The 23,959-nt window shown below is 59.9% G+C and carries 21 protein-coding genes; 9 read left to right on the top strand and 12 right to left on the bottom strand.

The annotated features are described in order from the left end of the window. The first annotated feature begins 12 nt into the window (after positions 1–12). On the top strand, positions 13–171 hold the full coding sequence (locus SE86_RS08005; RefSeq protein WP_158543127.1) for a hypothetical protein: 159 nt from the start codon (positions 13–15) through the stop codon (positions 169–171). A 60-nt stretch (positions 172–231) separates the two neighbouring features. On the opposite strand, the gene SE86_RS04725 is transcribed toward SE86_RS08005, so the two are convergent. Continuing rightward, positions 232–1,263, bottom strand: coding sequence for a hypothetical protein (locus tag SE86_RS04725; protein ID WP_148666776.1), 1,032 nt, complete (start codon positions 1,261–1,263; stop codon positions 232–234). Between the two features lie 199 nt (positions 1,264–1,462). Between SE86_RS04725 and SE86_RS08000 the strand changes: the two genes are divergently transcribed. Continuing rightward, a complete protein-coding gene (locus tag SE86_RS08000) occupies positions 1,463–1,639 on the top strand; it encodes a hypothetical protein (protein ID WP_158543126.1) in 177 nt (58 codons plus the stop codon). 477 nt (positions 1,640–2,116) lie between these two features. Here SE86_RS08000 and SE86_RS04715 read toward each other — a convergent pair whose 3' ends face one another. Beyond that, positions 2,117–2,644: a TetR/AcrR family transcriptional regulator gene (locus SE86_RS04715; RefSeq protein ID WP_257791324.1), complete on the bottom strand. Its 528-nt coding sequence runs from the start codon at positions 2,642–2,644 to the stop codon at positions 2,117–2,119. Positions 2,645–2,804: 160 nt separating this feature from the next. On the opposite strand from SE86_RS04715, the gene SE86_RS04710 reads away from it, so the two are divergent. From SE86_RS04710 to SE86_RS04700, 3 genes are all read left to right on the top strand, one after another. Continuing rightward, positions 2,805–4,049, top strand: a complete 1,245-nt coding sequence (locus SE86_RS04710; protein ID WP_117354493.1) for an MFS transporter — start codon at positions 2,805–2,807, stop codon at positions 4,047–4,049. A 38-nt stretch (positions 4,050–4,087) separates the two neighbouring features. Beyond that, on the top strand, positions 4,088–5,305 hold the full coding sequence (locus SE86_RS04705) for an MFS transporter (RefSeq protein ID WP_236747362.1): 1,218 nt from the start codon (positions 4,088–4,090) through the stop codon (positions 5,303–5,305). A gap of 307 nt (positions 5,306–5,612) precedes the next feature. Beyond that, entirely contained in the window at positions 5,613–6,731 is a 1,119-nt protein-coding gene (locus tag SE86_RS04700; RefSeq protein ID WP_211096490.1) for a radical SAM protein, read from the top strand. Positions 6,732–7,108: 377 nt separating this feature from the next. Here SE86_RS04700 and SE86_RS04695 read toward each other — a convergent pair whose 3' ends face one another. Further along, a complete protein-coding gene (locus tag SE86_RS04695) occupies positions 7,109–7,480 on the bottom strand; it encodes a hypothetical protein (RefSeq protein ID WP_211096489.1) in 372 nt (123 codons plus the stop codon). Positions 7,481–7,857: 377 nt separating this feature from the next. Between SE86_RS04695 and SE86_RS04690 the strand changes: the two genes are divergently transcribed. Next, on the top strand, positions 7,858–8,304 hold the full coding sequence (locus SE86_RS04690) for a hypothetical protein (RefSeq protein ID WP_117354491.1): 447 nt from the start codon (positions 7,858–7,860) through the stop codon (positions 8,302–8,304). 833 nt (positions 8,305–9,137) lie between these two features. Here the strand turns inward: SE86_RS04690 and SE86_RS04680 are convergent. From SE86_RS04680 to SE86_RS04670, 3 genes are all read right to left on the bottom strand, one after another. Then, entirely contained in the window at positions 9,138–12,635 is a 3,498-nt protein-coding gene (locus SE86_RS04680) for an MMPL family transporter (protein WP_211096488.1), read from the bottom strand. Positions 12,636–12,841: 206 nt separating this feature from the next. Further along, positions 12,842–13,738 carry an ABC transporter ATP-binding protein gene (locus SE86_RS04675; protein ID WP_211096487.1) on the bottom strand — a complete coding sequence of 299 codons (897 nt, stop codon included), beginning with the start codon at positions 13,736–13,738 and terminating at the stop codon, positions 12,842–12,844. Positions 13,739–14,373: 635 nt separating this feature from the next. Beyond that, on the bottom strand, positions 14,374–14,580 hold the full coding sequence (locus SE86_RS04670; protein ID WP_117354488.1) for a hypothetical protein: 207 nt from the start codon (positions 14,578–14,580) through the stop codon (positions 14,374–14,376). A 411-nt stretch (positions 14,581–14,991) separates the two neighbouring features. Between SE86_RS04670 and SE86_RS04665 the strand changes: the two genes are divergently transcribed. After that, on the top strand, positions 14,992–15,882 hold the full coding sequence (locus SE86_RS04665) for a hypothetical protein (RefSeq protein ID WP_117354487.1): 891 nt from the start codon (positions 14,992–14,994) through the stop codon (positions 15,880–15,882). Between the two features lie 314 nt (positions 15,883–16,196). Here SE86_RS04665 and SE86_RS04660 read toward each other — a convergent pair whose 3' ends face one another. The 3 genes from SE86_RS04660 to glcS form a co-directional block, all read right to left on the bottom strand. Next, positions 16,197–16,433 (bottom strand): hypothetical protein, encoded by a 237-nt coding sequence (locus tag SE86_RS04660; RefSeq protein WP_117354486.1) that lies wholly within the window; start codon positions 16,431–16,433, stop codon positions 16,197–16,199. Beyond that, the gene (locus SE86_RS04655; protein WP_117355128.1) at positions 16,434–17,138 is read right to left on the bottom strand and encodes a 5-formyltetrahydrofolate cyclo-ligase; all 705 of its coding nucleotides are present in this window, start codon (positions 17,136–17,138) and stop codon (positions 16,434–16,436) included. Positions 17,139–17,418: 280 nt separating this feature from the next. Next, on the bottom strand, positions 17,419–19,017 hold the full coding sequence (gene glcS / locus SE86_RS04650) for a glucose ABC transporter substrate-binding protein GlcS (protein ID WP_211096485.1): 1,599 nt from the start codon (positions 19,015–19,017) through the stop codon (positions 17,419–17,421). A 126-nt stretch (positions 19,018–19,143) separates the two neighbouring features. Between glcS and SE86_RS04645 the strand changes: the two genes are divergently transcribed. Next, positions 19,144–19,323: an FAD-linked oxidase C-terminal domain-containing protein gene (locus SE86_RS04645; protein WP_211096484.1), complete on the top strand. Its 180-nt coding sequence runs from the start codon at positions 19,144–19,146 to the stop codon at positions 19,321–19,323. A gap of 25 nt (positions 19,324–19,348) precedes the next feature. Here SE86_RS04645 and glmS read toward each other — a convergent pair whose 3' ends face one another. Beyond that, positions 19,349–21,115 carry a glutamine--fructose-6-phosphate transaminase (isomerizing) gene (gene glmS, locus SE86_RS04640; RefSeq protein WP_117354484.1) on the bottom strand — a complete coding sequence of 589 codons (1,767 nt, stop codon included), beginning with the start codon at positions 21,113–21,115 and terminating at the stop codon, positions 19,349–19,351. Positions 21,116–21,193: 78 nt separating this feature from the next. Here glmS and nagA point away from each other — a divergent pair, with 78 nt between their 5' ends. After that, the gene (nagA, locus tag SE86_RS04635) at positions 21,194–22,357 is read left to right on the top strand and encodes an N-acetylglucosamine-6-phosphate deacetylase (RefSeq protein ID WP_117354483.1); all 1,164 of its coding nucleotides are present in this window, start codon (positions 21,194–21,196) and stop codon (positions 22,355–22,357) included. A gap of 10 nt (positions 22,358–22,367) precedes the next feature. On the opposite strand, the gene SE86_RS08205 is transcribed toward nagA, so the two are convergent. Together SE86_RS08205 and SE86_RS04630 are read right to left on the bottom strand one after the other, a co-directional pair. After that, complete coding sequence (locus SE86_RS08205; RefSeq protein ID WP_236747317.1) at positions 22,368–22,496, bottom strand: thermopsin; 129 nt, start codon at positions 22,494–22,496, stop codon at positions 22,368–22,370. 406 nt (positions 22,497–22,902) lie between these two features. Then, positions 22,903–23,736, bottom strand: coding sequence for a DMT family transporter (locus SE86_RS04630; protein WP_158543125.1), 834 nt, complete (start codon positions 23,734–23,736; stop codon positions 22,903–22,905). Positions 23,737–23,959 lie beyond the last annotated feature (223 nt).

Here is a 23,959-nt window from a genome sequence, read left to right as displayed (position 1 = left end):
CTCCTCGGCCACATGACCGCGGCAATAATGCTTGAGGTCCTCGCCTCGAGGACCGGGGACGCGCTCTACGACACCGTCGCCAAGCAGTACCACAGGCTGTACGTTGAGGGGAGGGAGCTGGAGATGGTGGGCAACGCCGACGAGATAATCTCAATTCACGGAGGCGCCTAGCAGGAAGGCCCTTAAGGGCTGCCACAGGACAAAAAAGCAGTTGATGTTAGAAGGTCTCCCTCAGCCCCTCAGCGCCTTAATTGAGGCCCCGGAGGCGCCCGCCGAGAGCAGCATCAGCGAGGTGAAGGACAGGGTTATGCCAAGGGAGGAGAGGGGCGCGGCGCCCATCCCGAAGAAGTAGTCTATGGCGCCTACGGCGGAGAGGTGGACGGAGCTCAGGGGCAGGCCGAGGACGGCGTCGAGTATCATCGCCAGGACCATGAGCCCTGAGATAGCGGCTATGGCAATGTGGATGGGCTTCACGGGCCTCAGGAGGGCCGCCGCGCCCACCACGACGTTAAAGGCTGCGTAGGCGGCCAGCATGTAGTAGTGCAGCGGGGCCATCGTCCTGAGGGCCCCGTCGTAGGCGAGCAGGTAGGCTGAGGGCACCACGGTAGCTATGGCGACGGCAGGGCCTGCCCTCCTGACGCCCAGGGCCCCTAGGCCAACCACCAGGGCAACTGATATTATGACGACAGCCATGAAGGCTGCCAGCGGCGCGGCGCCGACGCCCGAGCTGACGGTAGTCGTTGTTGTCTTAGTTACTGTCGTTGTAACTGTTGAGGGCGGCTGAGAGGTAGTGGTGCTAACGGGCGTTGCTGTAGTAGCGGTAGTCGTCGCGGTCGTAGGCGTGCTCGTTGTCGTCGTAGTTGTGGTGGACTCCACGACAACGTATATCACGGCCGGGGCCTCTGAGGGGTCGTCGCCGGTGGCACTCACGTTGACCTCATAGGTGCCGGGCGGGGCTGACGGCGAGACCTTTATCGTCAGCTTGCCGCTGAACGTCGGGTCCCCTGAGGACGGCGACGCCGAGGCGCTTATGTAGCTTGACGACGTTGATACCTGCACCTGCGTCCCCCACGTGGTGCCGCTCACCAGCTTGACCTCGAACGAGAGGGTTATGGAGCCGCCGGGAGGCAGCGTGACGTTTGTCTCGTTAACTATCACCTGGGACGTGCCGGAGGAGCCGTAGCCGTACTGGGCCAGGGCAACCGCTGGGGCCAGGAGGACGGCCACCAGGAGGAGGGGCCAAAGGCCCCTGAGGTACCTCACGCCATCCATCACCCGAGTTTTAGGTGAGTCTAAAATTAAATTCTCTTTATCAGGATCTTTTACAAAACTAGCTCAGGTCAGGCCAGCGCCTGACGCGTGAGGCAGCTCCTTAACGGAGGGCGCCCTACGTAGCTGTTTCAACTTTCATATGAGTTTATAAGTTGTCACCGCAATCAGCATATACAGGAGGTACCTCAGGATGCGGGGATTTCCCCACAGCTATGACCCTGATGAGACGAAGGGGGAGCTGTGGGTCGGGGTTGCCCTGAGGGGGCGGAGCCCTGTGATATGGGCCCCGATGAAAGGGGCCCTGAGGGCTGTGAAGCCAAGGGAGGAGGGCTTGATATCAAGCTATATCAAGCCCAATGAAGCCTAAACCCCCTAAAGGCCCTTAGGGAGGCTTAAAGGACTCCACGACTTCGCTGGCTGGGAAGGCCCTCGCAGGCAGCAGGGGAGGAGGCTGAGGAGGTGTAGGTTAGCTTTACGCTTGCCTAAGGGCCCTCAACGACCTGAGGCGAGGGCCTGGCGTGAGCAGGCGTCTGAGGCGACATAGACGATGAGGAGGGTAGCGAGGACCCTGAGGCCGCTTGAGGAGGTCATAAGGCTAAGGCGGTGGTCTCTGTCCACATCATCTGCAGCAGGATCGCAACTCAACTACAGCGCTGACTGTCGACCTTTACAGCGCCAAGCGCTAGGGGCGTCAATAGCCCAGGCCTTCAAGGCCGCCTGCAGCTATGTCGTCAGGCCTAAGCGGTTGCTCCTTAGAAGGCCCTGGAGGGGCCTCAGCACAATGACCTGGCCCTAAACATTCCTACGCTAGGCTTCTGCGAAGAGGGGAGGCGTCAAAAACCCTTCAGGCCCTCGCGGCCGCCAGGAGGCCCTTCACCAGCTCACGGCAGTAGGCCTCCGGGGACACCTCGTTGTAGTTCCACCACATCACGTAGCAGAGGAGCGAGCCGAAGAAGGCCCTCCTCAGGGGCTGAGGTATTTTCCTCCCTATCATGGCCTCGACCCTCTCGAAGAGCCTGTCCATAGTGGTGAGGCAGAGCTCCCTGAGCCGCCTGCCCACCACGCTATACTGGTCCTTCTTCGCCATGGTCATGATAAGCAGGGACCTGAGCTCCTTAGACCTGTACTTGTTGAGGAAGGCCATCCCCACCTCGCAAAGCAGGTCCTCAGGGTTGTTATATTCCTTCCTGAGGACCCTCTCGACCTCGCTGAAGGGCAGGGAGGCAAGGGCCACTCGCTCCACCAGGGCGTCCTTCCTCCTGAAGTACATGAATACGGTCCCCTTGCTCACCCCGCTCTCCGCCGCTATCTCGTCGACGCTGGCCGCGTCGTAGCCCTTCTCGGCGAAGACCCTCATGGCGGCTTCAAGTATCTTCTTCTCCGTGTCCCTGGGCGTCCTCGGCCACCCAGCCTGAAGTTACCACAGGGCCTTATAAAGACACTGACCAGTCAGACTGACCGACTGGTTGGACTGACTGACCAGTCGGTAAGTTTATACACTCTGGCCGCACCAGCGCAGGCGGTGAGTGAGAGTGGGTCGTGAGGTTGGGTCACCGGCCCAGCCCCAGGGGCTGAGGAAGCTGGGGCTGGACTTCGGCCTGATAAGCGGGGCCGAGTGGCTCATAATAGTCGCGGCGTTCCTGGGCAGGTTCCTGCTGCAGTTCTACCAGACCACCATAGAGGAGATAGGCGCTGCCTTTGGCATGGACCCATTTGAGGTGGGAGTAGGGTTCGCGCTGTTCACTTTGGCCTTTGCAGCGTCGGCGTTCCTAATGCACAGGCTCAGGCCCAGCCAGCTCAGGACGGCCGAGGTGATAGCCCTTGTGGCCCTGGGCTCAACCATGCCGCTCTACGCGATAATAAGGGGCGTGGGGCCCGCGTACGCCCTCATGACAGTTGACGGCTTCATCACTGGGGTTGTGATGGACTCCTTCATGACAATGGCAGGGATGGCATCACTTGAGCCCGGCAGGAGGCAGATAGAGCAGGCGGCGTTCTCCTTCTGGGTAGCGCTGGCCCTTATAGTGGCACCCTTCACGACGGGGCTGCTGCTCGGGCTTGGCATAATCAGGCTGTTCACGATGTTCGCCATACTGGCCTTCGCGGCTGTGCCGTTTGTGCTGGCCCTCAGGGGCAGGTATGCCCTCAAGTACATGGAGAGGAAGGGCGAGGAGAGGGGGTCCATATCATCGCTCTTCAGGAACAGGCAGTTCAACTGGGCCTTCGTGGCGGCGCTGGGCTACACGATGCCCTTCTTCGCCCTGATGTCGTTCGCCGTGAAGTATGGGTCGAGCATAGGCTTCTCTCCCACCACGGTCTTCTACCTGCTGGCAGCCATGTTCGTGGGTGACGTGGTGACCAGGCTCTACGTAAGGCTGAGGTCCCCTATACAGAACAAGTACCCGTACTTCGTGGCTGCGCTTGCCTTCGCCGCGGCGGCTGGCCTGTTCCTGTACCTCAGCTACTACGTGCACGCGCTCTACTACCTGGCTTTCGCGCTGGCTGGCATACCTGACGGGATAGTGTGGCCCCTCGGCCTCCAGGTCGCCAACACCGCCTTCAAGTCCGGCCAGATAGCCTCAGCCACGTCGTTCTTCAGCTCAGCCATGATGATAATGTCAGCCGTGATGCCCGCCGTTGGGCTGCTGGCCTCTGACGGAGGGTTTGGGTTCGCTGGCGCGTTCCTGATGCTCGAGGTGGTCACCGTCGCCTTCCTCCTGGCAGAGCTGCCGCTGAGGCCACAGCGCGAGCTGAGTAAAGCAGTAAAGTCAGCGTGAGGGCCCTCCGCCCTAGGACCTGAGGTGTTTTTTTGTTGATGGACAGGGAAAAGGTCAGCTCCGCCGCGGGCCTGGCACAGGCAGTGGCCATCATAGTCACTTTGACGTTTTCGGTGAGGGCAAGTAACAACGTGCTGCAGACCACTGTCCCGCTCCTCGCGAAGTTCGACCTGACGTACACACAGCTCGAGGTCGGCCTGCTCATGGCCACCATGTCCGCCTCCGCCCTCATGGCCGCGCTCGTTAACAGCAGGGTGAGCGTCACAGCCCGCAGGCGCCTCTTCATCCTGTTCAGCGCACTTTACGCGCTCAGCCTCTTCACTTTCACCTTCTCAAACAGGGTGTCTGTCCTGGCCTACGTCTCGCTTGCGGGGGTCAGCTATGGGTTCATCTTCCCGAACATAATGACGGCTGCCCAGCTCTTCCCTGACCAGAGGCTCAGGGAGAGGGTCATAGCGGCCTACACGCTCGCACTGGCCATCAGCCTGATAGCGGGCCCTGCCCTGGAGTCCCTGGTCCTGGCGCACTTCCCCCTGAGGCTGTCTTTCCTCTTCTTCACGCCGCTCGGCATAATTGTGGCGGCGCTGTCCCCCCTTGTGAGGTTCCCGAGGGAGCCTGGTAAACGCAGGGAGGACAGGGGAAAGGGTCCCTCTGTGTGGTCAAGGGTGGGCTTCAGGATCGGAATTTACACGTTCCTCGTGTACAGCGCGCCGACGGCCGTGCTGCTCACCTTCGGCGGGATATTCGTCAGGGAGGCGTTCCACGCGCCCTACTGGCTCGTAACGCTGATATTCGCTGCCTTCTTCACTGCGTCGTTCCTGACGAGGGTCCTCCTGCTGACCAGGCCCATAGGCAGGCTGATCCCTTACGTGATCACGATGATGTCGATCTCGCTGGCCGGGCTGACGCTCGTAGCAATCAGCAGGAGCCTGCTGCTCTACGTGGTCGCATTCTCCGTGCTGGGCGTACCTCATGGGCTGGGCATGCCGCTGGCCATGATCTCCATAAGCCGCTCCTTCCCTGAGGAGGAGAGGAACAGGGCGAACAGCTACTTCACGTCAACAATGATGGCCATGCAGATAGCCATGCCGCTCGTCGGGGGCCTTGCCCTTAGGTACACAGGGTTCAGGGCCCTGATGCTCTACACGATACCGGCGGTGCTCTTCCTCCTACTGCTCACGCTCTGGGAGCGCGCGAAGCTAGGCCCAGCCCCCGGGTCGGTGGGCCCGAGATCGCCTCCTGTGGGCCCAGCATGAAGGGGCTTGAAATGGTGGGCAACGCCGATGAGATAATCGATTCACGGAAGCGCCTAGCTGAGGAAGGCCCCCTTTAGGCATCGAAAGGAAGCCCAGAGGGCTGGCAGACGCCTCTGCCAAGTCCTCTAAACGAGATTAACTATGAGAGAGCAGCGGTTCTTCGTAGGCTAGTAGAGCCACAAGCTCATCCCCAAGGACCTCGGCTTGGAGATCGATGTTACGGGCGGACTTGGACGGCACGGCAAGAAGGTACTAAAGAAATGGATAAAGCCCTCCATTAGACCAGCTTTCTCCTTTGGCGTATACTGTGCTGAGACTAACGTTTGACGAGCTGGCCTTCCTAATGGAATGCCCAGCGACGCCCTTAACCCATTTATCTACTGACAGCAATAAGATCATTAGTAAAAAGCTAATTCAGGCGACGCTGTACGTCACCAGGGCATGTAACCTCAGCTGCATCCACTGCTACATCTCCGCGGGCAAGCCCCTAAAGGACGAGCTTAGGACCCATGAGTGGCTTAACGTCATAGACCAGCTAAAGTCGTTAGGCATTGAGGTAATTTACATCCTGGGCGGTGAGCCCCTGTTAAGAAGTGACGTGTTCGACATCATCTCGCACTCCGCGTCATTAAACGTCTACACCGCCATGAGTACCAATGGCACCTTAGTAAATCAGGAGGTTGCAGGGAAGCTGAAGGAGTCAGGGATCAACGAGGTCCAGGTGAGCGTTGACGGCCCGAACGAGAGGATAAACAGCGCGATAAGGGGCGCTGGGTCATTTCAAAAGGCCATCAACGGGGTCAGAAGCCTCTTAGAGGAAGGGGTTAAAACCACTATAAGTTATGTAATAACGGAGCTCAACAAGGACTACATAGGTGACATGGTCAAGCTAGCCAAGAGCCTCGGCGTGAAGACTATAAACTTCAGCCCCGTGCAGGAGTTTGGAAGGGCGAAGGTAAACAGCGTAATGCTGTCAAGGAGCTCAGCAGTAGCTGTTTATAAAGAATTAAAGAAATTAAGTATGAACGAGAAAGACATAACCATAACAGTTAACGGCTTCAGGTTTTACCTAGATGACTTAAAGGGTGTTTACGGGTCGCTTATAAGGAAGGGGGTAAACGGCGATAACTATTACTCTTGTCCTGCGGGGAGGTCAAGACTGGTTATAGACTCAAATGGCGACGTCTACGGCTGTGAGCTACTGATGTTGGAAAGCTTTAGGGAAGGCAACGTGAGAAGGGACAGCCTAAAGGACATATGGGAAAACGGCTTTAAGATTTTCAGGGAAAGGAGGTGGGAAAAGATAAGGGAGTGCAGCGCGTGCAGGATCTCCTCGTTATGTCAGGGAGGCTGTCCAGCTAGGGCGTATAGAAATAACACCCTGTATAATAAGGACGCGCTCTGCTCGTTCGGCCCTATAACGTAATGGCATCCGTAAAAGAGGCAACTCCAAGGCCTTGGGAAGTCATAGACCTTCAGGCCAGCCTCTTCTGAAACCCCGCTCTGTGAGGGGATGAACTTCGAGTCCTCCACCTCATTAACTGTGGAGGGAGGGCAGGAAGATAATGGCCGAGGACTTTCAGGCACCTCCCTGAGGGCAGGAACTAGAGGAGGCCTCCCTGAAGTCCGTGGTTAGAGGGGGATCTACGAGGTGGCTAACACCATGCTAAAGGAATTAGCTACGACGGGCTGTGAGCTGGCTTCAGGCGTCGCCTGTGCAGGGCCGGGTTCCCCTATTATTTACGCTAAGGGCCCTCCCATAGTGCGTCTTCGAGGCCCTTTAGCGCTTCAGGGCTGCTAAGCTTAGCCCTGCCTCCGCGCCCTGCGGCCTTTCCGGCCGCGGGGCCCAGGCCCCATGAACGCCTGAGGCCCCTGCGCCTGCCCTCCCTCCCCCGAGGGCCCCTGGCCCCCCGGCGTCAGGAAGTCCTTGACCCTGCTCAGCGCCTCCCTTGGCTCGCTGACCCCCTTCAGGGCCTCGGCGAGCCTCGCCTCACCTATGTAGTTTAGCCACGCCACTATGTGGCCCTCCCTGAGGTGGTACTCCAGCGCGGCTGGGTCCTCCTTAGCGAGCCTCTCCATCTCGCTAGCCAGCTCCTTGACGTCGTGGGCGACCCCTATGACCCTGTCATAGGACTTAAAGTAGAAAGGCTCCCTCTCCCTCCTCTCAGCCTCCAACAGCTCCACCAAGCTAGTGTGGTTACAGAAGAGCTTTACGCGCTCCGCTCTCCAGACGATAGGACCTAAGGGCCTCGCGAGGGCCTCACGCCCCTGCTTTCTCCCTGCGCCTAGGTTAGGGAGCATGCCTCCCAGCCACGGCGCGGGGGCCTCGCCAGGCGTCCCCCTCCTCGCGGCTGCTCACTGAGGAGGTAGTCGGCTCAAAAGCTCATGTTTTTGCCTAGGCCTTCCTACGTTAAAGGACTAGACGCGACTAGAGACCGCTGTTAGCCGTGCAGAGGCGCTATGACTGTCGACCTAGGAGGCCTCGCACCCTTAGCACTGGAAGCATCAACTTATTAACTTAGGTATTTAATTTATTAAGTGAGATGAGGCGCTTGAGGGGCTCAAGGAGGTCAGTGGCGGAGGTGGTGGCAGTCCTCATACTGATAATAGTGGCCATAGCGATCGCCGCCCTCATCTACGCCTGGCTCGTGGGCCTCATAGGGAGGCTTCACACCACTTCGGGTGCCCTTCACACAAGGGTTGAGGTCCTGGAGGCCAACGTCACCGGTGCCGGGCCTTACAGGGTCGGCGCCGCTGTCGAGAACATAGGCGACGTCTCGGCCTCAATTAACTACATAGCAGTCGAGTTCGCCTCAAACGCCTCAGTCATATGCTCATACTCGCCTCCGGCGCCCATATCGATACCGCCAGGCGGCGTAAAGGACTTGAGCTTCAGCGGCTGCAGCCCCTCCCAGGCGCCAGCGCCCGGGACCCCCGTGGCTGTTGTCGTCTCAACTACCGACGGCGTCACTGCCACCTGCACTATAACATGGCCTTAGGCAGGGGACCCCTGGCCAGCTCAGAGAGGCAGCCGTCGCATTCAGTCCCTTAGCACAAGCCTCGCGCCCTCAACTTCGACCCTTTTAGCCCTGACCGTACGGGAGTTGGACTTACCAGCGTCGCTGACCTGATACTTGGGCGCGACTACATAGACCTCAAGCCTCCTTGCGGCGATCTCCTTGACGAGGCGCCCATCGGCTGACCCCCAAGGCTTTGAGCGCCGCCTCTCACAGGGTCACATAGCTGACCATGTTCATAGCGGCAAGGGAGGTTGTCGGGAGTCTCTGCCAAGTCTCTCGACCACGTGGGCGGGGTAGGTCACGACGCCGTGCCTTCTTAGGACGGCGGCCTGCGGCCGCTCGCCTTAAGCGTCTCTGCAGTAGCGGATGCCAGCCCCTCTGAGCCTGGGGTCAGGGGCGTCACATCAGTCCACAGCCGACCATTATTGGCGTCTCAGTCATTACGTCAGCCGATATTCTGAGGCCCGCCTCGTAGAGGAGCCTTGTGACGTCAGCCGCCTTCCTGGAGGCATGTTCCTGGAGACGCTTGTAGGCCTTCCCTCGTGCTGGTGGAAGCCTCCTCCGAACAGGTTATTGGCGGCGTTCACGGCTCCTCTCGGCCTGCCTCTGCCGTCCTGGTACCTCTGCACGCTTTAGCATAACGTAGGCTGGAGTCTAAAAGCTCGCAGGCCAGCAGGCCTCGAAAGAACGGTGAAGCCCGCCACTATTACCTCGAGAGCCCTCTGCAAAGCCGCCGCGAAAGGCGTCAAAAAGTACCTAGGGACAGAACGTGTGAGATAAAGTAAAATGAGGTAAAGCAGGGTAAGGACGAGTCACTGGCCGCTGCTCCTCATCCTCTTGGGCCACCAGGCGTACCTGCCCATCAGTGCAACCACAAGCGGCGTGAATATCAGGGAGGCCATTAGGCCCGCCAGCAGGACGCCGAACATCAGCGCCAGCCCCATCCCCCTGAAGCCTGGGGCCGAGAAGGCCAGCAGGCCTGAGAAGGCGCCTGTCATTATTACAGACAGGCCCACCACGAGCACGCTCGTGCTGCCCATGGCGTTGAGCACCGCCTCCCTGCTGCAGCTCCTCTCGCACTCCTCCCTCATCCTGTTTACCATGAAGCTGTTGTAGTCCATGCCAACGCCAAGGATTGCCGTGAACACCACTATGGGCAGGTACCAGGGCAGGGTTATGCCCATGGCCTCATAGGCTGTAACGGTCAGCGCTGTCCCAAATATTGCCGAGAACACGACGCTCGCCAGCGCCGTTAAGGCCATCGGTATGCTCTCGTAGAAGGCCGCCAGCACGACGAACATGAGGACTATGGCTATTGGGTAGACAAGGTCGTAGAAGTCGTGGTAGACCAGGTTTTTCAGGTCAAGGTTGATGGCTGGCATGCCGCCCACCATGGCCTGGGGCGAGACGCTCTTGGCGGCGCCCCTTATGGCCTCCGTGCACGCTATGGCCTGCCTGCCCAGCGGGTAGACCGAGAGTGTCACCTCGAGTATAGGCTTTGAGCTGTTAAGCAGCTGTGTTGAGGCGACGCAGCTCAACCTTGATATTGACTGATTTATCTGCTCAAGGGTTGTCACGTTTGGAGCTACAACGTAGTCAGGGTACATGAGGCCGGCCTTGTAGTTGTTCGTGATGTAGTGAAGCGCTGTGACGCCCTGCGCGCTCTGCGGCATCATAAGGGTGAAGTCGTAGCTGCCCCTGAAGGTTGCATAGACGTAGGCCGCCGGCACGAGGAGGACTACGACTATCGCCAGGGCCACGGCGCCGCGCCTCACGAGGCCCTCATAGCGCCTGCCCGCCGGCCTGCTGCTGTTCCCGTTTGCCTTGACCAGCCTTGAGGGCCACCAGACAACCCTGCTGCCGCCCACCATTGCAAGGAGGGCTGGGATCACGGTCAGGCTGACTGTCATCGTTATAAGTATGGCTATGGGTATGGCCTCGCCGAGGCTCGCCAGGAACGGGAAGTTGTGGGCAATTGACATGGCCCCGAAGCCTATAGCGGCCGTCAGGCCGCCGCTCAGGACTGCCCTCCAGCTCCTCCTGAGGGCGGCCTCGGCGGCAGCCCTTGAGTCCCTGAGCCTCTGGAACTCCTCCCTGAACCTCCTTGATATGAGCGTTGAGTAGTCAACGCCGAGGCCCAGGCCCGCCTCGTACATTATGGTCCTGCTTATGGAGTTCAGGGTTATCACGTCCCCCCTGGCCAGCAGGTAGGCCGTCCCGAGCGCTATGACGAGGCCGAGGCCTATGCCTGTGAAGGGCAGGAGCACCGCTACGAGGCTCTCAAGCACTATGGCCAGTATCACCAGGATCAGCACGGTGCTTATAGTGTCGCTCTCCGATATGCTTCTCATTGAGGAGTTGGAGAGCTCGTAGTTAAGCACCTGGTCGCCCGTAGCCATAACCTTGGCGTCGCTGTAGCCCAGGGCGGCGAGGGCGCTGGACAGGTCCCCCTCGAGGCCTTTCACCTCAGCGTACGAGAGGTTGTTTGGCACCATGATGAGGAAGCCTTCCCTGTTGTTCTGAACCAGCGTCCCGACGACCTTGTCAGTTATGTTATTGATGGAGTCGTTGAGCAGCCTCCCGCTGACGTAGCTAAGCTGAGTCGAGTAGCTTGAGGTACCTGTGAGCACATTCATGGTGGAGTTGACCACCAGCCCCGTCAGGTTTGAGGGCAGCCCGTACCTGCCCAGCAGGTCTGAGAGCATTGAAGGCATGAGGGACAGCAGCTGGCTGTAGTTGTCTATCGGCTCATGCATTGCCACCTCATTAAGGAGCTCCCTCGCGACGGTTGAGTTCAGGGTCCCATTTATGACCTGGACTGCGACGGAGGTGGGGCTGCGGTTCTCAGCGAGCTCCAGCAGCACCTGCCTGTCAGTCACGTTCAGGGCAGAGCCGAGGACGCCTGACGCTACAACGTTGGCGTAGGTGGAGTTGCTGTAGAGGGAGCCGTCCGCGCTGGGGTCGTACTCCAACAGCACTTCAGGCAGGCCCCTCAGGACCTGCGAGTAGTTGGCCAGCGCGCCCTCTGGCGCGTAGAGGAGCAGGGTCTTCACAGCGTCGACCGCTGCGACCTCCCTGCTGAGGCTGCCGCTCACTATGTAGTAGGACAGGTTCTCTGCCACAGGCTCCGGGACCCTGTACGATGCCAGCGCCTCAGCCGTGACGTTATACATGGCGGCGACCAGCGCTGAGGAGTTGAAGCCGCTACTCGCGTAGGCGTATGCCACCGGCAGCAGCAGCTCAAGCTCCCTCTGGCTCGTGACCTGGCCCCTCACTGCGTCCACAAAGGTCAGCTCAGCCGCCCCCCTGGAGATGTTGACAACGTAGCCAAGCAGCTGGTACTGGCCCTGTATGCCGGGGCTCCTGTAGAGGACATAGATCAGGTCGGGGTACCTGGAGCTCACGTTGTTGAAGGCCGCGCGGTAGAGGTTAAGCAGGGCCGTCATCGAGCTGGTGCCGTTGAGCTCCCTTGAGAGCAGCTCGTAGGTCAAGTTAGAGGCCAGCACGTTGTCAAAGCTTCCCGGCCCGCCGCTCCTGAGGACGCTGTAGTACACGAACTCGACAAGTTGGGGGGTCGGGGAGCTTATGTTGTCTATCTGCGGCGAGCCCTCTATCACTACCTCAATGTCAGCTGGGGTCAGGTTATGGGTCTCGTAGGCGCTCGTGGCGTTCTGGAGGAGGAACTCCGTCCTCATGACGTTGAAGTAGAGCGCGGCGTAGTAGTTAGAGAGGCCGGCAGTGGCGTTGCCAAGCTCCGTGAGCTGCTGCCTGGCCCCCGCCATGGTAACAGAAAGGTTGCTGCCCATCGCGTAGTAATTAGAGTACACGTAGTCGGCGTTCCTCAGCAGCTGCGAGAGCCTGAATATGCCCCCCTGCAGGCCGCTAAGCTTAGCTGAGAGGTTCTCGACGCCCTCCCACATCCCCTTTATGCCGTTCGCCAGCTCCAGGCTTGAGTTGAGCATGTACCCTGACCTGTTGAGTATAACGTAGTAGGCCGAGTTCAGCACGCCGATCCAGGAGATGGCGTTAGAGGCGTTGTGCTTGTCAAGGACGTTCACAAGCGTCGAGTTGAGCCTGTAGAAGGTCGTGGCGTTCACGGGGACCCCCGATATTATATATATGACGTTCGTCTGCCTGCTGGCGTTCGTGGAGCTGTCGACTATGTTCATGACCTCTATGCTCTCCACGTTCTTAGGCAGCAGGCTGGTCTCGCTCGTGTTCACGGCCTTGTTTATCCTGGCGGCGAAGGGTACCATAACTAGGGCAATTACGAGCACTATCACTATTACCGCGTATGGCGTCCTCCTCACGGCCCTGTACATAGCTAATGTCCCAGATATATCATTGATAGAGATATAGAGATATTTATCTTTTAGTATCAGCTTTTACCTTTTCGGGCGGTATAAGATACTTATGCTAACACCACTGCGCCGTGGATATACACCTAAACGTAAAGGCCTTCAGAGGACGGCCGCCTTTACCTCCTGCCGCCCCTCGGACATCTCCATTATCCTCCTCATGGGCACCACGCTCTGGCCCAACACGCACAGGCCCCACAGGGCGTTGACCAGGGGCGGGAAGACGTTGAAGAGGGCGTAGAGGGCGCCGCCAGGGCGCCTATTGAGAGCCTCCCAGCCCTCACCTCGCTGACGCCCATAACCGCCAGGGCGGCGGGGAGGGCGTAGCCGTAGAGCAGGGAGAGGGACCAGTAGAACCTGTCGTAGTGGACCTGCCCTACCATGCCCTTCTCCCACATCCTGACTGACCTGACGAAGTCCTCGTCTGATGCCGTGCCCCTCAGCCTCTCCTCTAGCCTGTGCACCAGCTCGCTGTAGTACCTCCTCTCAACAGTCCTGGCCCTCTCAACTCCAGCCAGGTAGGGCTCAAGTATGAGCAGGGAGAGCGGGAGGGTTGCCACGGTGACCACGCCCATGGGCTCGGAGAACTGCCAGACCGTGGCAGTCGCCACTAGGGCCGTGAGCAGGTTGGGCACGAAGGTGGTGTACATTCCCCCTACGTTCCACATGACGAAGTCAACGTCACTGGCCAGCCTGCCCACGAGGTCGGAGGGGTCCTGGCCCCTGGGCGCGCCTGATATGAGCCTGGCCTTTATGTTAGCTATGCCCCTCGCTATTGAGGCCCAGAAGGGCCTGAAGAGCCACTCCGTTGAGCTAAATATGACAGCAGAGGCCGCTAGCATGAGTATGGCCCTCCTCAGCCCGTGGCCATTGCCCTGCTCGAGGTAATTCACTATGTCAGTTATTGAGAGCGGTATCAGCGAGCCCGAGGCGTATGCCCTGAGGGCGAACGCCACCAGGGCGGCCAGGAAGCCAGCCGTGACGTCCCAGTTCCAGAGGTACCTCCTGTAGAACCTGGCGGCGAGCGACAGCGTCTCGGCGGTCCTGAGCCTCAAGCTGATTCCCGGCCCTCAGTAGGGGGCCGGCCAAAAAACGGCCTAGGCAGCTCGCAGAGCCAGAACTAAAGGGCCATCGCCAAGCGACCTAGGCTTAGACGCCTTGAAGGGTCTAGCGGTCCAACGGGCCTGTTAGTTGATGTTGTCGCTCCCTGGTCCCCACGGCCCACTATAGTTAAATACCATTCTCTTTGCTTCTCCTCATAGTGGTCTTTGTATGAATAATGTCGGAAGGTCACTAGTGGGACTGGCGGTCATCGCCCTGGCCTCCTCGTCGTCCTTTCCTTCGCCGTGACGGCCGCGGGCCAGGCGCCGCCCACGCTGCCTTCCCGCCGGTTCACGGAAAGCACGTGGCCAAGGCGCTTACGTCAATTCATATAGCCACCAAACCTCGCCGCCCGCCCCGACTGGCATAACTGACTTCGCCTCTACTACGTGAGATCCCCCGGCAAGCTGACGCCGATGCCATCTCTACGCCTTCGGCCCCGACACCTCTGAGAGGACTACAAAGTCCACGACGCCCTGGTCAACGGGGTGCCCACGCCGACGCTGGGGGCGAGCGGCTGGGCGCCCTGGCCAACAACTTCAGCGCGTACCTAGTAAGCGGCTGAGCTCAAGGGTCTCGCCTGGGACCCTCACCTCACACCTTTTTCCGGCCCGGCTGGGCCTCGCCTCAACGATAATTTTGTTAGCTGCGCCCCGCGAGAGGGCCACGGCCTCCCCGACGACTTCTTCAAGGTCCTTCCCCCCATTGACCTCTCGTAGCCGTAGTACGTCAGCCACCCCACGACCCCGTCTAGCTCCCTCACTGCCTCCTCAAGCTCAGCCTCTGGGACGCTCACGCCAACCTCCCTGAACCCCCTCCTGAGGAACTCCAGGGACTCCCGGTCGCTCAGCCTCCTGGTTTTGACCTCGGCGTAGGCCCTGCCGTAGAGGGGCGAGCCTGGGTCGCCCAGGACGCCCTCGAGGACCCCTACCTCTGAGCCAGAGGCTGGGCCTCTACGTGGGCCTCCCCTACAAGTACACAGGGAGATTCTAGAGTACCTCAGGTCATCGGGCCTCAGGGTAGAGGACAGGGTCCTCAGGCCCCTCCCCTTCCCCCAGCCGGCTAGGACATCACTGCCCCTGAGGGACTACCAGAGGAGGGCCGTCGACGCCCAAGGGCCCTGCGGGCGAGGCGGAGGTCCCTGGGCGCGACGAGTGATCATAAACTAATGAGGGTGAGCGCCTAGGGACAAACGGGTGCTCAAGGTATGACGGCGCTCCAGCTCAGCCAGGAGCTCCTGGAGTTCCTCAGGCTCAAGGAGGGCACGGTCGAGGTCGCCGACAGGGCGCCGCCAGCAGACGACGCCTTCAGGCAGGCCGTGAGGGAGGCCATGGGCAGGGAGGGGGAGCTGGCGTCGGGCCTGAGGCTTGGTGACGACATGAGGTTCGCCATAGACGTGGGCCTAACCAACGCTGAGAAGGGGGCCCTCTACCCGGCTGAGGTCGCCGTCAGGTTCTTCCTCGAGAGGGGGTCCCTGTGCGTCATAGCGTCCAGGACCACTGACCTCTACCTGAGGGCCGTGAGGGAGAGGGCCTGGCACGTCATGGTGGACGAGGGCTACATTGTTAGGAGCGGCCCGGAGGCCCTGGGCAGGGTCAAGAAGTACACCGGCAGGAAGAGCCTTGAGGGCGACGCCATCTTTCTGGCCGGCAGGCCTGTGTGCGAGCAGCACCTCAGGTGGCCCCAGTACTCGAAGCCAATAGAGGAGCTGCCCCTGGCTAAGAAGTACCTGAGGGCCACGCTTGACAGCAGGAGGAGGAAGAGGGGGTCAGCGATAAGGTGCGCCCTCTGCAACAGGGAGGCGAGGTACTTCACGCTGCCAATGATAAAGGCCAGCGCCCTGGTCTTCCTGGCAAGCCACCTGGCTGGCCTCGAGCCGACCGGGCCCATGGAGCTCTACTCAAACCTCTCGAGGGTCCTCCACCCCTACGGCTTCTCCTGGCTCAGCCCTGGGGCCGCCTTCACTGTGTGGGCCAGGGACATGCTTACTGCGGCCTACTACGTCAACAGGATGCTGGAGCTCCCGCTGCCAAGGGTTAGCCCTAGGAAGCCGCCGGCTGAGGCAGCCCTCGAGCAGCTGCTCAGCCCCAGGGGTTAAGCGCCCGGGGGCTGGCGCCGTTGACCGTGCCTTAGACAAGCGCGTGGCCAGCCTAGTAACCTTTTCTGTCAATAATGTCTAGCTAAATGTATACAGTTGTTTAGTGGGCTGAACGGTGGCGAGAGCTTGCATAGAGTTGGCTGCGCTGTGGTCGGCTCCCTCTTCCTCCTCGCTGTTGGGGTTGACGCTGTGGTAGCTGTAGTCGCCATAGTTGCCGTCGTCATAGTGGCCCTGAGAAGGCACTGATCCCGCGAGTCTCCTAAGCTCTTTGGCCTAGGCGCTGCCCCCTGGCACCCCCTCGCCCTAGGGTGGGCTCAGGCGAACGCCATCGCCACGCCAGCGGTCACGAGCACGGCCCCGGCCACCTCGAGGGCTGATGGCCTCTCGGAGCCGGCGGCCCAGGCGATTCCCTGCGCCATGAGCGGCATAGAGCCTACAACTACCATGGACCTGTAGACGCCGGCCACCCCTATGGCCAAGGCGAAGAGGGCTGACCCGCCGCCAGGTCCGCGGCCGCCACCAGCGGCAGCCAGCTCCTTATTCCCTACCAACTATGTCCTTGGCCACCTTCCTGTCCTCTGGAGGTAGGCCATGAGGTAGGGGGTCTCCTGCACCTTTTTGTCGCTGAGGTACTCCATGAGCAGCCCTTGAGGCTTTTGCTGCCTGGGTGAGACCCTTATCAGCCTCGTGGGCGTAGCAATTATATCTACTGGCACGTCGTAGGGTATATGGGGGACCTCGCTGACCACCTGGACGTCGTGCACTGTCGTGGCCACGGGCGTGGAGTCACCTATCTTCCCCATCTCCCTCAGCATTGCGTACTCGAGCTCGCTGTAGCCCTCGCCCTTGCCCACCCTGAAGCCGCTGGGCGAGACGGCCACAGAGCCGACGACCACGAGGTCTATGTTAGGCGCGGACTCCACATCTACCCTCTCGCCTACCCTGGTGAAGCCGCTTATTGAGGAAGCGTACTCTGGGTCCACTATGGATGGGTCAAGAAGGTAGAACTGGCCCCTGAGCCTCGGCGTGGGCACGAGCACTAGCTTGCCGGCCCTCAGGGCCAGCTCCCTGACAGGCCTCTGAGGGGAGTCTGGGTTAACCTTGACGACCCTGGCCCTCGCGAACTCCTCTGTGGACGCAAGGCGCTCCGCGGCCCTCCTGGCGCCTACGAAGTTTGGTATCCTGCCGTGGACAGGTCTTGGAAACGAGGCCACGTTGGTCCTCTCCATGAGGTCCCATATTCTCTGCCTGAGCATCTGCTTCTCGTCGGCCTCCTGCAAGGCTCCCAGCTCCAGCTAGGTTATGGGCCTGGGCCTTTTAGCCGGCTCACTGGCCCTGGAAGCCTTGGGCCAGGTCGACGTGCTCATAATAGACCTCAGGGTCAGCCGTGCCGAGGGCCAGGCCCATCATTTTATGGGCAGGGGCAGCGACGTGGAGCCCTAGGGGAAGGTAGTAATAATGGAGGAAAAAAAGATGAAAGGTAATAGAAGATAATATTAAAAAATAAAAGAGAAGGGGTCTCGAAATTATGCTTCCTCACGGCAAGGAGTACGCTGGACACACGTAGCTCATGTTTACCGAGTTTGTGGACGCTATGACCCAGGGTGGGTAGTAGCCGTCGAGCGGCCTGCCCGAGAGGCCAAGGTAGCCGAGGCCTACCTTCGCTGCGGCGTACCACTCGCTGCACTCCTCGTGCATCATTGAGGCGAACTGGCTGTTGTAGACTGGTATGTAGGACTTCCCCACCTCCTGGAGGGCCAGGAGCTGCGATATCCAGGTGCCGAAGACGTCTGCGAAGGTTCCCCCGTCTGGCATCCACCAGACGAACTGGTCCGACGGCGTTGATATTGCCTGCTCCCAGTCGACGTACCTGGAGGGTGCAAAAGACCACCACTCTGGTGAGGTGGCATTCTTATACATGGGCGCTGCCTTCCAGGTGCCCCAGGTCACCTGCCCCTGGTATGACATGAAGAACTCGGCGAACGTCATCCCCGTCTGAGTCGTCGGGAAGCCCGCGGGCACACCTATGGACCCTATGGCTATCGCGTAGACTTCCTGCGTGCCTGGGAAGGGCTCAGCCACCACAGTAACGTTTGGCCAGCTTATGTATGGCTCAACCGCAGGGTATATGGTAGTGTTGTCATAGTCGTAGGCGTAGGGCGGCACCCAGTTACCGTTGGCCTGGAAGGCCGCCTTGCCCTCTATCAGGTCGCTGAGGCCCTGGGTCCACGTGAGGCTCTGCCAGCCTGTGTAGTCATATGAGGTGAAGTTGAGGAACATGTTGTCCGTCTCATTTATTATGCTCTGTATGGTTGAGTTGTTAAGGTTGACCACGCCGTACATTGTCTCAAGGTATACCCTGGCCCCTCCCACGGGCCCGAAGCTCTGGGCCAGCAGCGAGAGGTATATGCAGTTCCACAGCTCCAGCTGGTCCCAGCCGCCGTCAGCGCCTGGGACCATCCAGGGCGTCACTCCGTGCTGCGCCAGCTGAACCGTGTCGTAGACCAGCGTGCTCATGTTGGTTGGCAGCGGCAGGTTGTACTCCCTGAGCACCTTTATGTTAATGAACAGCAGGGCCCCCCTCTCGAGGTCTATGGGCGCGGAGGGCATGGTCCCGTTGTAGGCGCTGGCCTCAACGAGCGCAGGTATCACGTTGTCCCAGAGGCCGTGCATGCTCATCATTATTGGCGTGAAGTTAACGAAGCTCCTGACCCCGTTGGGGGCGGCTAGCACGTAGGAGACTATCGTGGGGCCCGTGTCAGTCTGAAAGGCTGCAGGCGGCTTACCAGCGGCCATCATGCCGAGCACGACGAACTTAGCGTTGGTGCCTGAAGCACCAGGTATGATCTCGGGGCTTATCACGTACTGCGGGTAGGCCGCCTCGAAGGCGTTGATGACGTGATTCAACGCTATCTTCCCCGCTGTGGCCCACCACGTGTAGAAGTTTATGGTAGTGATCGAGGTTGTCGTTGTGTTAGATGACGTGGTTGTGATAGGTGTGGTCACGGTAGGCGTGGTCGTAGTCACGTGGCGTCTCGTCGACACGAATGCCAAGTAACCCCCGACAGCAGCGACAACCACTATAACTATAACTATGGCCGCTAAGGTCGCCGAGCTCAAAGACCTTGAACCCATCTTAGTCACACCTCTGAACCACAGACTTGAGCTAAAAAGCCTGACATGTATACACGCACGTATATTTATATTATATATGCCGTAGCTTTGGCAGGACAAAGGCGTAGTTAAAACGCCCTAATGACCATGGCGCGCGGGAAAGCCATTGAACGCGCCTTCCAGCTCTTCATCGAGGACATAGTGGTGCCGCCCTCCAGGGTGCCTGATGCAATAAGGGCCCTGAGGTCGCTTGACTCAAAGTACGGCATAACGTCGTCGCTAGGCGGCCACATAGGCGACGGGAACCTGCACCCGGCCATAGATTGACAATAAGATGTGTACAGCTGGCTGTTCACGTGGTTATGGCCTTGGCTAAGCCGGGCGGCAAGTCTATCGGCAGTCCCCTCTCAAAGCCCACCCTGTACGCGAGGAGCTGAAGCGGCACGACTGCGGCTATTGGGTAAAGCTCTGGCCTAGTTGCGCGGGTAGCTTGCAGTGACGCCTGCGGTGAGTCCGAGACTTCTATTACCTTGGCCTCTCTAGCCCTCAGCTCTGACATGACCCTTGAGTAGAGCTCCTCAGCCGCCTCCTCCCTGGGCTTAATTACTATTATTGGGTAGTTGTCCCTTGTCAGTACCATAGGGCCATGCCTGAGCTCACCGAGCTGAACCCCTTCGGCGTGAAGCATGGCTGCCTCCTTGAGCTTAAGCGCCCCCTCCAGGGCCACAGGGTAAGTTATGCCGCTGCTCACAACATAGGCGTCCCTGGAGTCCCTGAGCTCCCCTGCTATTTTTGATGCGGCCGCGTCCACCGTTGGCAGGCTCTCGGCGAGGGACTTGGAGAAGGACCTTATGTCGTCGTAAAGCTCGTTAAGCTCTGCCTGAGAAAGCTTGCCTGCGGTGAGACCGACATGTGCTGCCAGAAGCATAAGGGCTGCTAGTGTTGACGTGAATGTCTTGGTGGCCGGCACCGCGAGCTCCGGTCCGGCGCCTATTGGAAGGTAGACGTTGGACTCTAGCGCAAGCCTTGAGCCCAAAACGTTAGTAACTCCAACTATTACGGCCCCCCTCTGCTTAGCCATCTTAATGCTCCTTATGACGTCGCTGGTCTCGCCGCTCTGGCTGACGGCCAGCACAACCGTGCCCGTGCCGACGTTGTCAAGGGCGTAGTAGGGGAACTCCGCGGCGCTGACAACCTCTATACTCATGCCCCCGAGCGACGAGAAGTAGTAGGCCGACACCATGCCTGCGTGAAGGCTGGTGCCGTTGCCTATTATGAAGGTTCTCCTGGCGCCGTAAAGTATCATGCCTGAGAGCCTTAGGTACTTATCCATCAGCGAGTGCGTGGTCCTCTCGAGGGCCTCAGGTATCTCATAGATCTCCTTAAGCATGTAGTGCGGGTAGCCGGCCCTGTCAAGGGATCCTGGCTCGTACTTAACCCTCTTGGAGGTGAGCTGCTGTAATGGGCTTCCCTCCGCGCTGAAGATGGAGAACTCACCTGAGGCCGAGATGTAGCCGTAGGAGCCCTCAGGCACTATTACAGCCTCGTCGGCGAAGCCGTAGAGGCTGGGAAGGTCGCTGGCCAGGTATAGGCACTCCTGTCCCTTGCCTATCACCAGGGGCTGGCCGTCCTGTATGAACCAAACCCTCTCGTCACCTGACCTCACATAGGCTGCCGAGAACGTGCCGCGAAGCGTGGCCAGGAGATCTCTGGGCCCCTTGCCCTCCTCAAGTAGGTGGGATATGACCTCTGTGTCAGTGGTGGTGACGAGCTTGTGCCCCCTGGAGATCAAGGAGGAACGGAGCTGCTCATAGTTATCTATGACCCCGTCCATCACTACGGCCACGCTGCCCGTGCAGTCAAGTATCGGGTGGGCGTTCTCAAGTGTTGGCCATCCCCTGGTGGCATACCTTGTATGGCCCACGGCCACGCGTGAGGTGAACGAGAAGAGCCCAGGGTTCCTGTCAGCGGAGCCCATAGCTTTCTTAACTTCAATCTTACCATCAAGAAACGCAACACCGACGCTATCATAGCCCCTGTAGGTTAACCTCCTCAGCCCCTCAAATATCGCTGAGCCGTCCCTCTGGGACCTGCAGGCGAATGCAAATATTCCTCCCAAGCTTCCACCAAATATTATAGCCCGTGGAAACTATAAAGGGTATTTATAGCCCGTGGAAACCATAAGGAGGCCTCATCCATGGGCAGCTTAACCCTGAGGCACGCAGTAGTAATAGCTCCGCGCGAGGTGATACCTGATGGCTTTGTGAGGATAGTCGACGGCGTGATAATTGATGTTGGCCCTGAGCCAACGGAGCAGGGACCTGACGACATTAATGTAAGGGGCCGCCTGGTGTCCCCAGGCCTTGTGGACGTACATATACATGGCGCCGGCGGCTACGACGTTATGAGCCTGACCTCAAGGGACCTAGAGGGGATGGCCAGGTTTCTCGCGTGCAGGGGCGTAACGTCCTTTGTGCCGACCACCGTGAGCCTTCCGCCTGAGGACATAAAGAGGGCCTGCAGGGCCCTGGCCAGCTTCATGAAGTCCAGGTCAAGGGGTACGGCGAGGGCCCTGGGGATTCACCTTGAGGGGCCTTACATAAGCCCTCTAAGGCGCGGCGCCCACCTCGCGGAAAACCTTAGGACTCCAAAGCTTGAGGAGCTCAGGGGGCTGTTGGCCGCATGCGGGGACGTGATAAGGGAGGTTACTATAGCGCCTGAGCTGCCAGGAGCCATGGACGCCGTAAGGCTGTTGTCGTCAAGTGGGGTCACCGTACAGCTGGGTCACACTGATGCCACATTCTCTCAGGCCATGGAGGCCCTCAGGGCCGGGGCCACCAAGTTCACGCACCTCTTTGACGCCATGAGGCCCTTCCACCACAGGGAGCCGGGGGCCGTGGGCGCCGCGCTTCTCAGCGACGCCTACGTCGAGCTCATAGGCGACTTGATTCACGTCTCTCCTGAGGCGGTGCTCCTAGCGTACAGGGTTATTGGACCTCGCAGGCTAGTCCTAGTTTCAGACGCCACGCCAGCCGCTGGGCTGCCCGAGGGCGAGTACTCGTTCTGGGGCATCGACGTGGTTTCGAAAGGCGGGGCTGTATGGATTAGGGGCTCTGGCACGCTGGCCGGAAGCGCCTCCACGCTGGAAATAGGTATGGCCAACTTGTATAGGGTTGGAATCAACCTATCTGATGCCGTGGGGGCTGCGACCCAGAACCCAGCTATATCCATAGGGGCCCACGTGAGGGAGAGGGTCGGGGAGCTGAGGGCTAACATGAGAGGCGACGTGATAGTCCTTGACAAGGAGCTGAAGGTTGTGGCGTCGATAGTTGACGGCGAGGTGACCTGCGGAAGCCTTTAAGGACGCATGGTTAATATAGTAAGATCTTCCCCCGTAGGGGTGCAGAGGTGTAGTTGTAGAGGCCGAAGTCATCTATGCCAGTCGGGGCTGGCGGCGATGTGTAGCAGAGGTATGGGTCTATGTAAGCGCCCTTAGCCACGTGCTTGCCGTGAACCGGCGGGAAGACCGCGTAGGACGGAGCCCGCCTGTAGGCGACGCCGCGAAGGACAGGACGACGATGAGTGCCAGGGCGAGGGCCGCCAGGCCCACAAGTTTCCTTCCAGGCATATTCAAATGAGGACCACTAGAGGGGAGGTAAAATAGTGGTATTTATATTTAAATGAAAGAGGCCCAGGGCCGAGAAGCTGCCATGTTAACAGCGCCGTTGGATCGCCGTAGCGCCTCTGCACGTCTAACCGTGCACCTCTGATAACCTCTAATCCCCTTAGCGCCACCAGGCATGCCGACACCGTGCGCCTGTAAGCCCTCTCTCCCTAATGACCCTGTCGTGTTCCTCTGAGTCAGTGGTGCCCTTAGGGTCGACCAGGACTTTGACCTCGATGCTCTCATGCAAAGGCCAGGGCCACCGCTAACGTCACGAGGGCGGCCCCCGCCACCTCAAAGGCCGACGGCCTCTCAGAGCCTGAGGCCCAGGCTATCGCCTGCGCTATTAGGGGCATGGAGCCCACTATGACCATGGATCTGTCGACGCCCGTCACGCCTATTGCAAGGGCGAACAGCGCGGAGCCGCCCGCGAGGTCGGCGGCCGCCACTATGGGCAGCCTGGTCCTCACGGTGCCCTTTAGGGTGCCCCTCAGCCCTCCTCCCCTGACGGCACTAACAGCTGCAAGTATTGCAAGGGCGGCGCTCACCCTGAGGAAGGCTGTTGAGACGGGGCTCAGGCCGCCCACGTCAGCGACCCTTATCATGACCCAGCCGGAGGCCCAGGCCACAGCGGCGCCAAGCGCCAGGGCGACGCCTGAGGGCCTCAGCCTCCCCATGGGCCCCCTGCTGATGAGCGCGACGCCTACAACCACCAGTATGCCGCCGAGGAGCAGCGGGAGGGTCGGCCTCTCGCCCACCGCTAACGCCATGACCTCGGCCATTATTATGAAGGTGTAGGAGACCGGGGCGGCCACGGAGACCCCAACGGAGCCTATGGAGGCCAGGTACATGGTGTCGCCCGCGCCGAGGCTCAGGGCCCCGCTCGCCAGGGCCCAGAGGGAGGCCGGCCTCATTATGCCAAGTATCACGGCAGGCACCGCCGAAGCTATGGCGGCGTAGAGCGTCCTCATCACGTTAACCCTGACGGCCCCGTGGCGCTCCACGAACGGCCTGTAGGCGACGCTGGCGTAGGCCCATATCACCGCGGCCCCCAGGGCAGCGAGCTCGCCGCTCAACAAGTTACATCAAGTGGCGAGTGCAAGGGCGGAATTAAAGGTGACCTGCTGCGCTGAGCTGCCTGTCAGGCGTTAACCGGGGAGTTAACAAAGCACCTCCATGAAGGCCGTTTATGAGTGGCGGCCGGAAAGCCTTAGTTTTGCGGGTGCCCGCAAAATGGGTTCATCTACGGGCTCCCAACCGACAGGCCCTTTGGGAGGGACTCCGAGCTGACCTCCAAGG

The organism is Acidilobus sp. 7A, from assembly GCF_003431325.1.
Taxonomy (GTDB): Archaea; Thermoproteota; Thermoprotei_A; order Sulfolobales; family Acidilobaceae; genus Acidilobus.
Note: the sequence above shows the minus strand (reverse complement) of the source record. Positions and strands in the feature narration are given on the sequence as shown.

Excerpts from the sequence above, each read along its gene's own strand:
- SE86_RS08005 (WP_158543127.1), top strand. The coding sequence starts at position 13 with ATGACCGCGGCAATAATGCTTGAGGTCCTCGCCTCGAGGACCGGGGAC.
- SE86_RS08000 (WP_158543126.1), top strand. The coding sequence starts at position 1,463 with ATGCGGGGATTTCCCCACAGCTATGACCCTGATGAGACGAAGGGGGAG.
- SE86_RS04705 (WP_236747362.1), top strand. The coding sequence starts at position 4,088 with ATGGACAGGGAAAAGGTCAGCTCCGCCGCGGGCCTGGCACAGGCAGTG.
- SE86_RS04665 (WP_117354487.1), top strand. The coding sequence starts at position 14,992 with ATGACGGCGCTCCAGCTCAGCCAGGAGCTCCTGGAGTTCCTCAGGCTC.
- SE86_RS04655 (WP_117355128.1), bottom strand. The coding sequence starts at position 17,138 with ATGCTCAGGCAGAGAATATGGGACCTCATGGAGAGGACCAACGTGGCC.
- glcS (WP_211096485.1), bottom strand. The coding sequence starts at position 19,017 with ATGGGTTCAAGGTCTTTGAGCTCGGCGACCTTAGCGGCCATAGTTATA.
- SE86_RS04645 (WP_211096484.1), top strand. The coding sequence starts at position 19,144 with ATGGCGCGCGGGAAAGCCATTGAACGCGCCTTCCAGCTCTTCATCGAG.
- nagA (WP_117354483.1), top strand. The coding sequence starts at position 21,194 with ATGGGCAGCTTAACCCTGAGGCACGCAGTAGTAATAGCTCCGCGCGAG.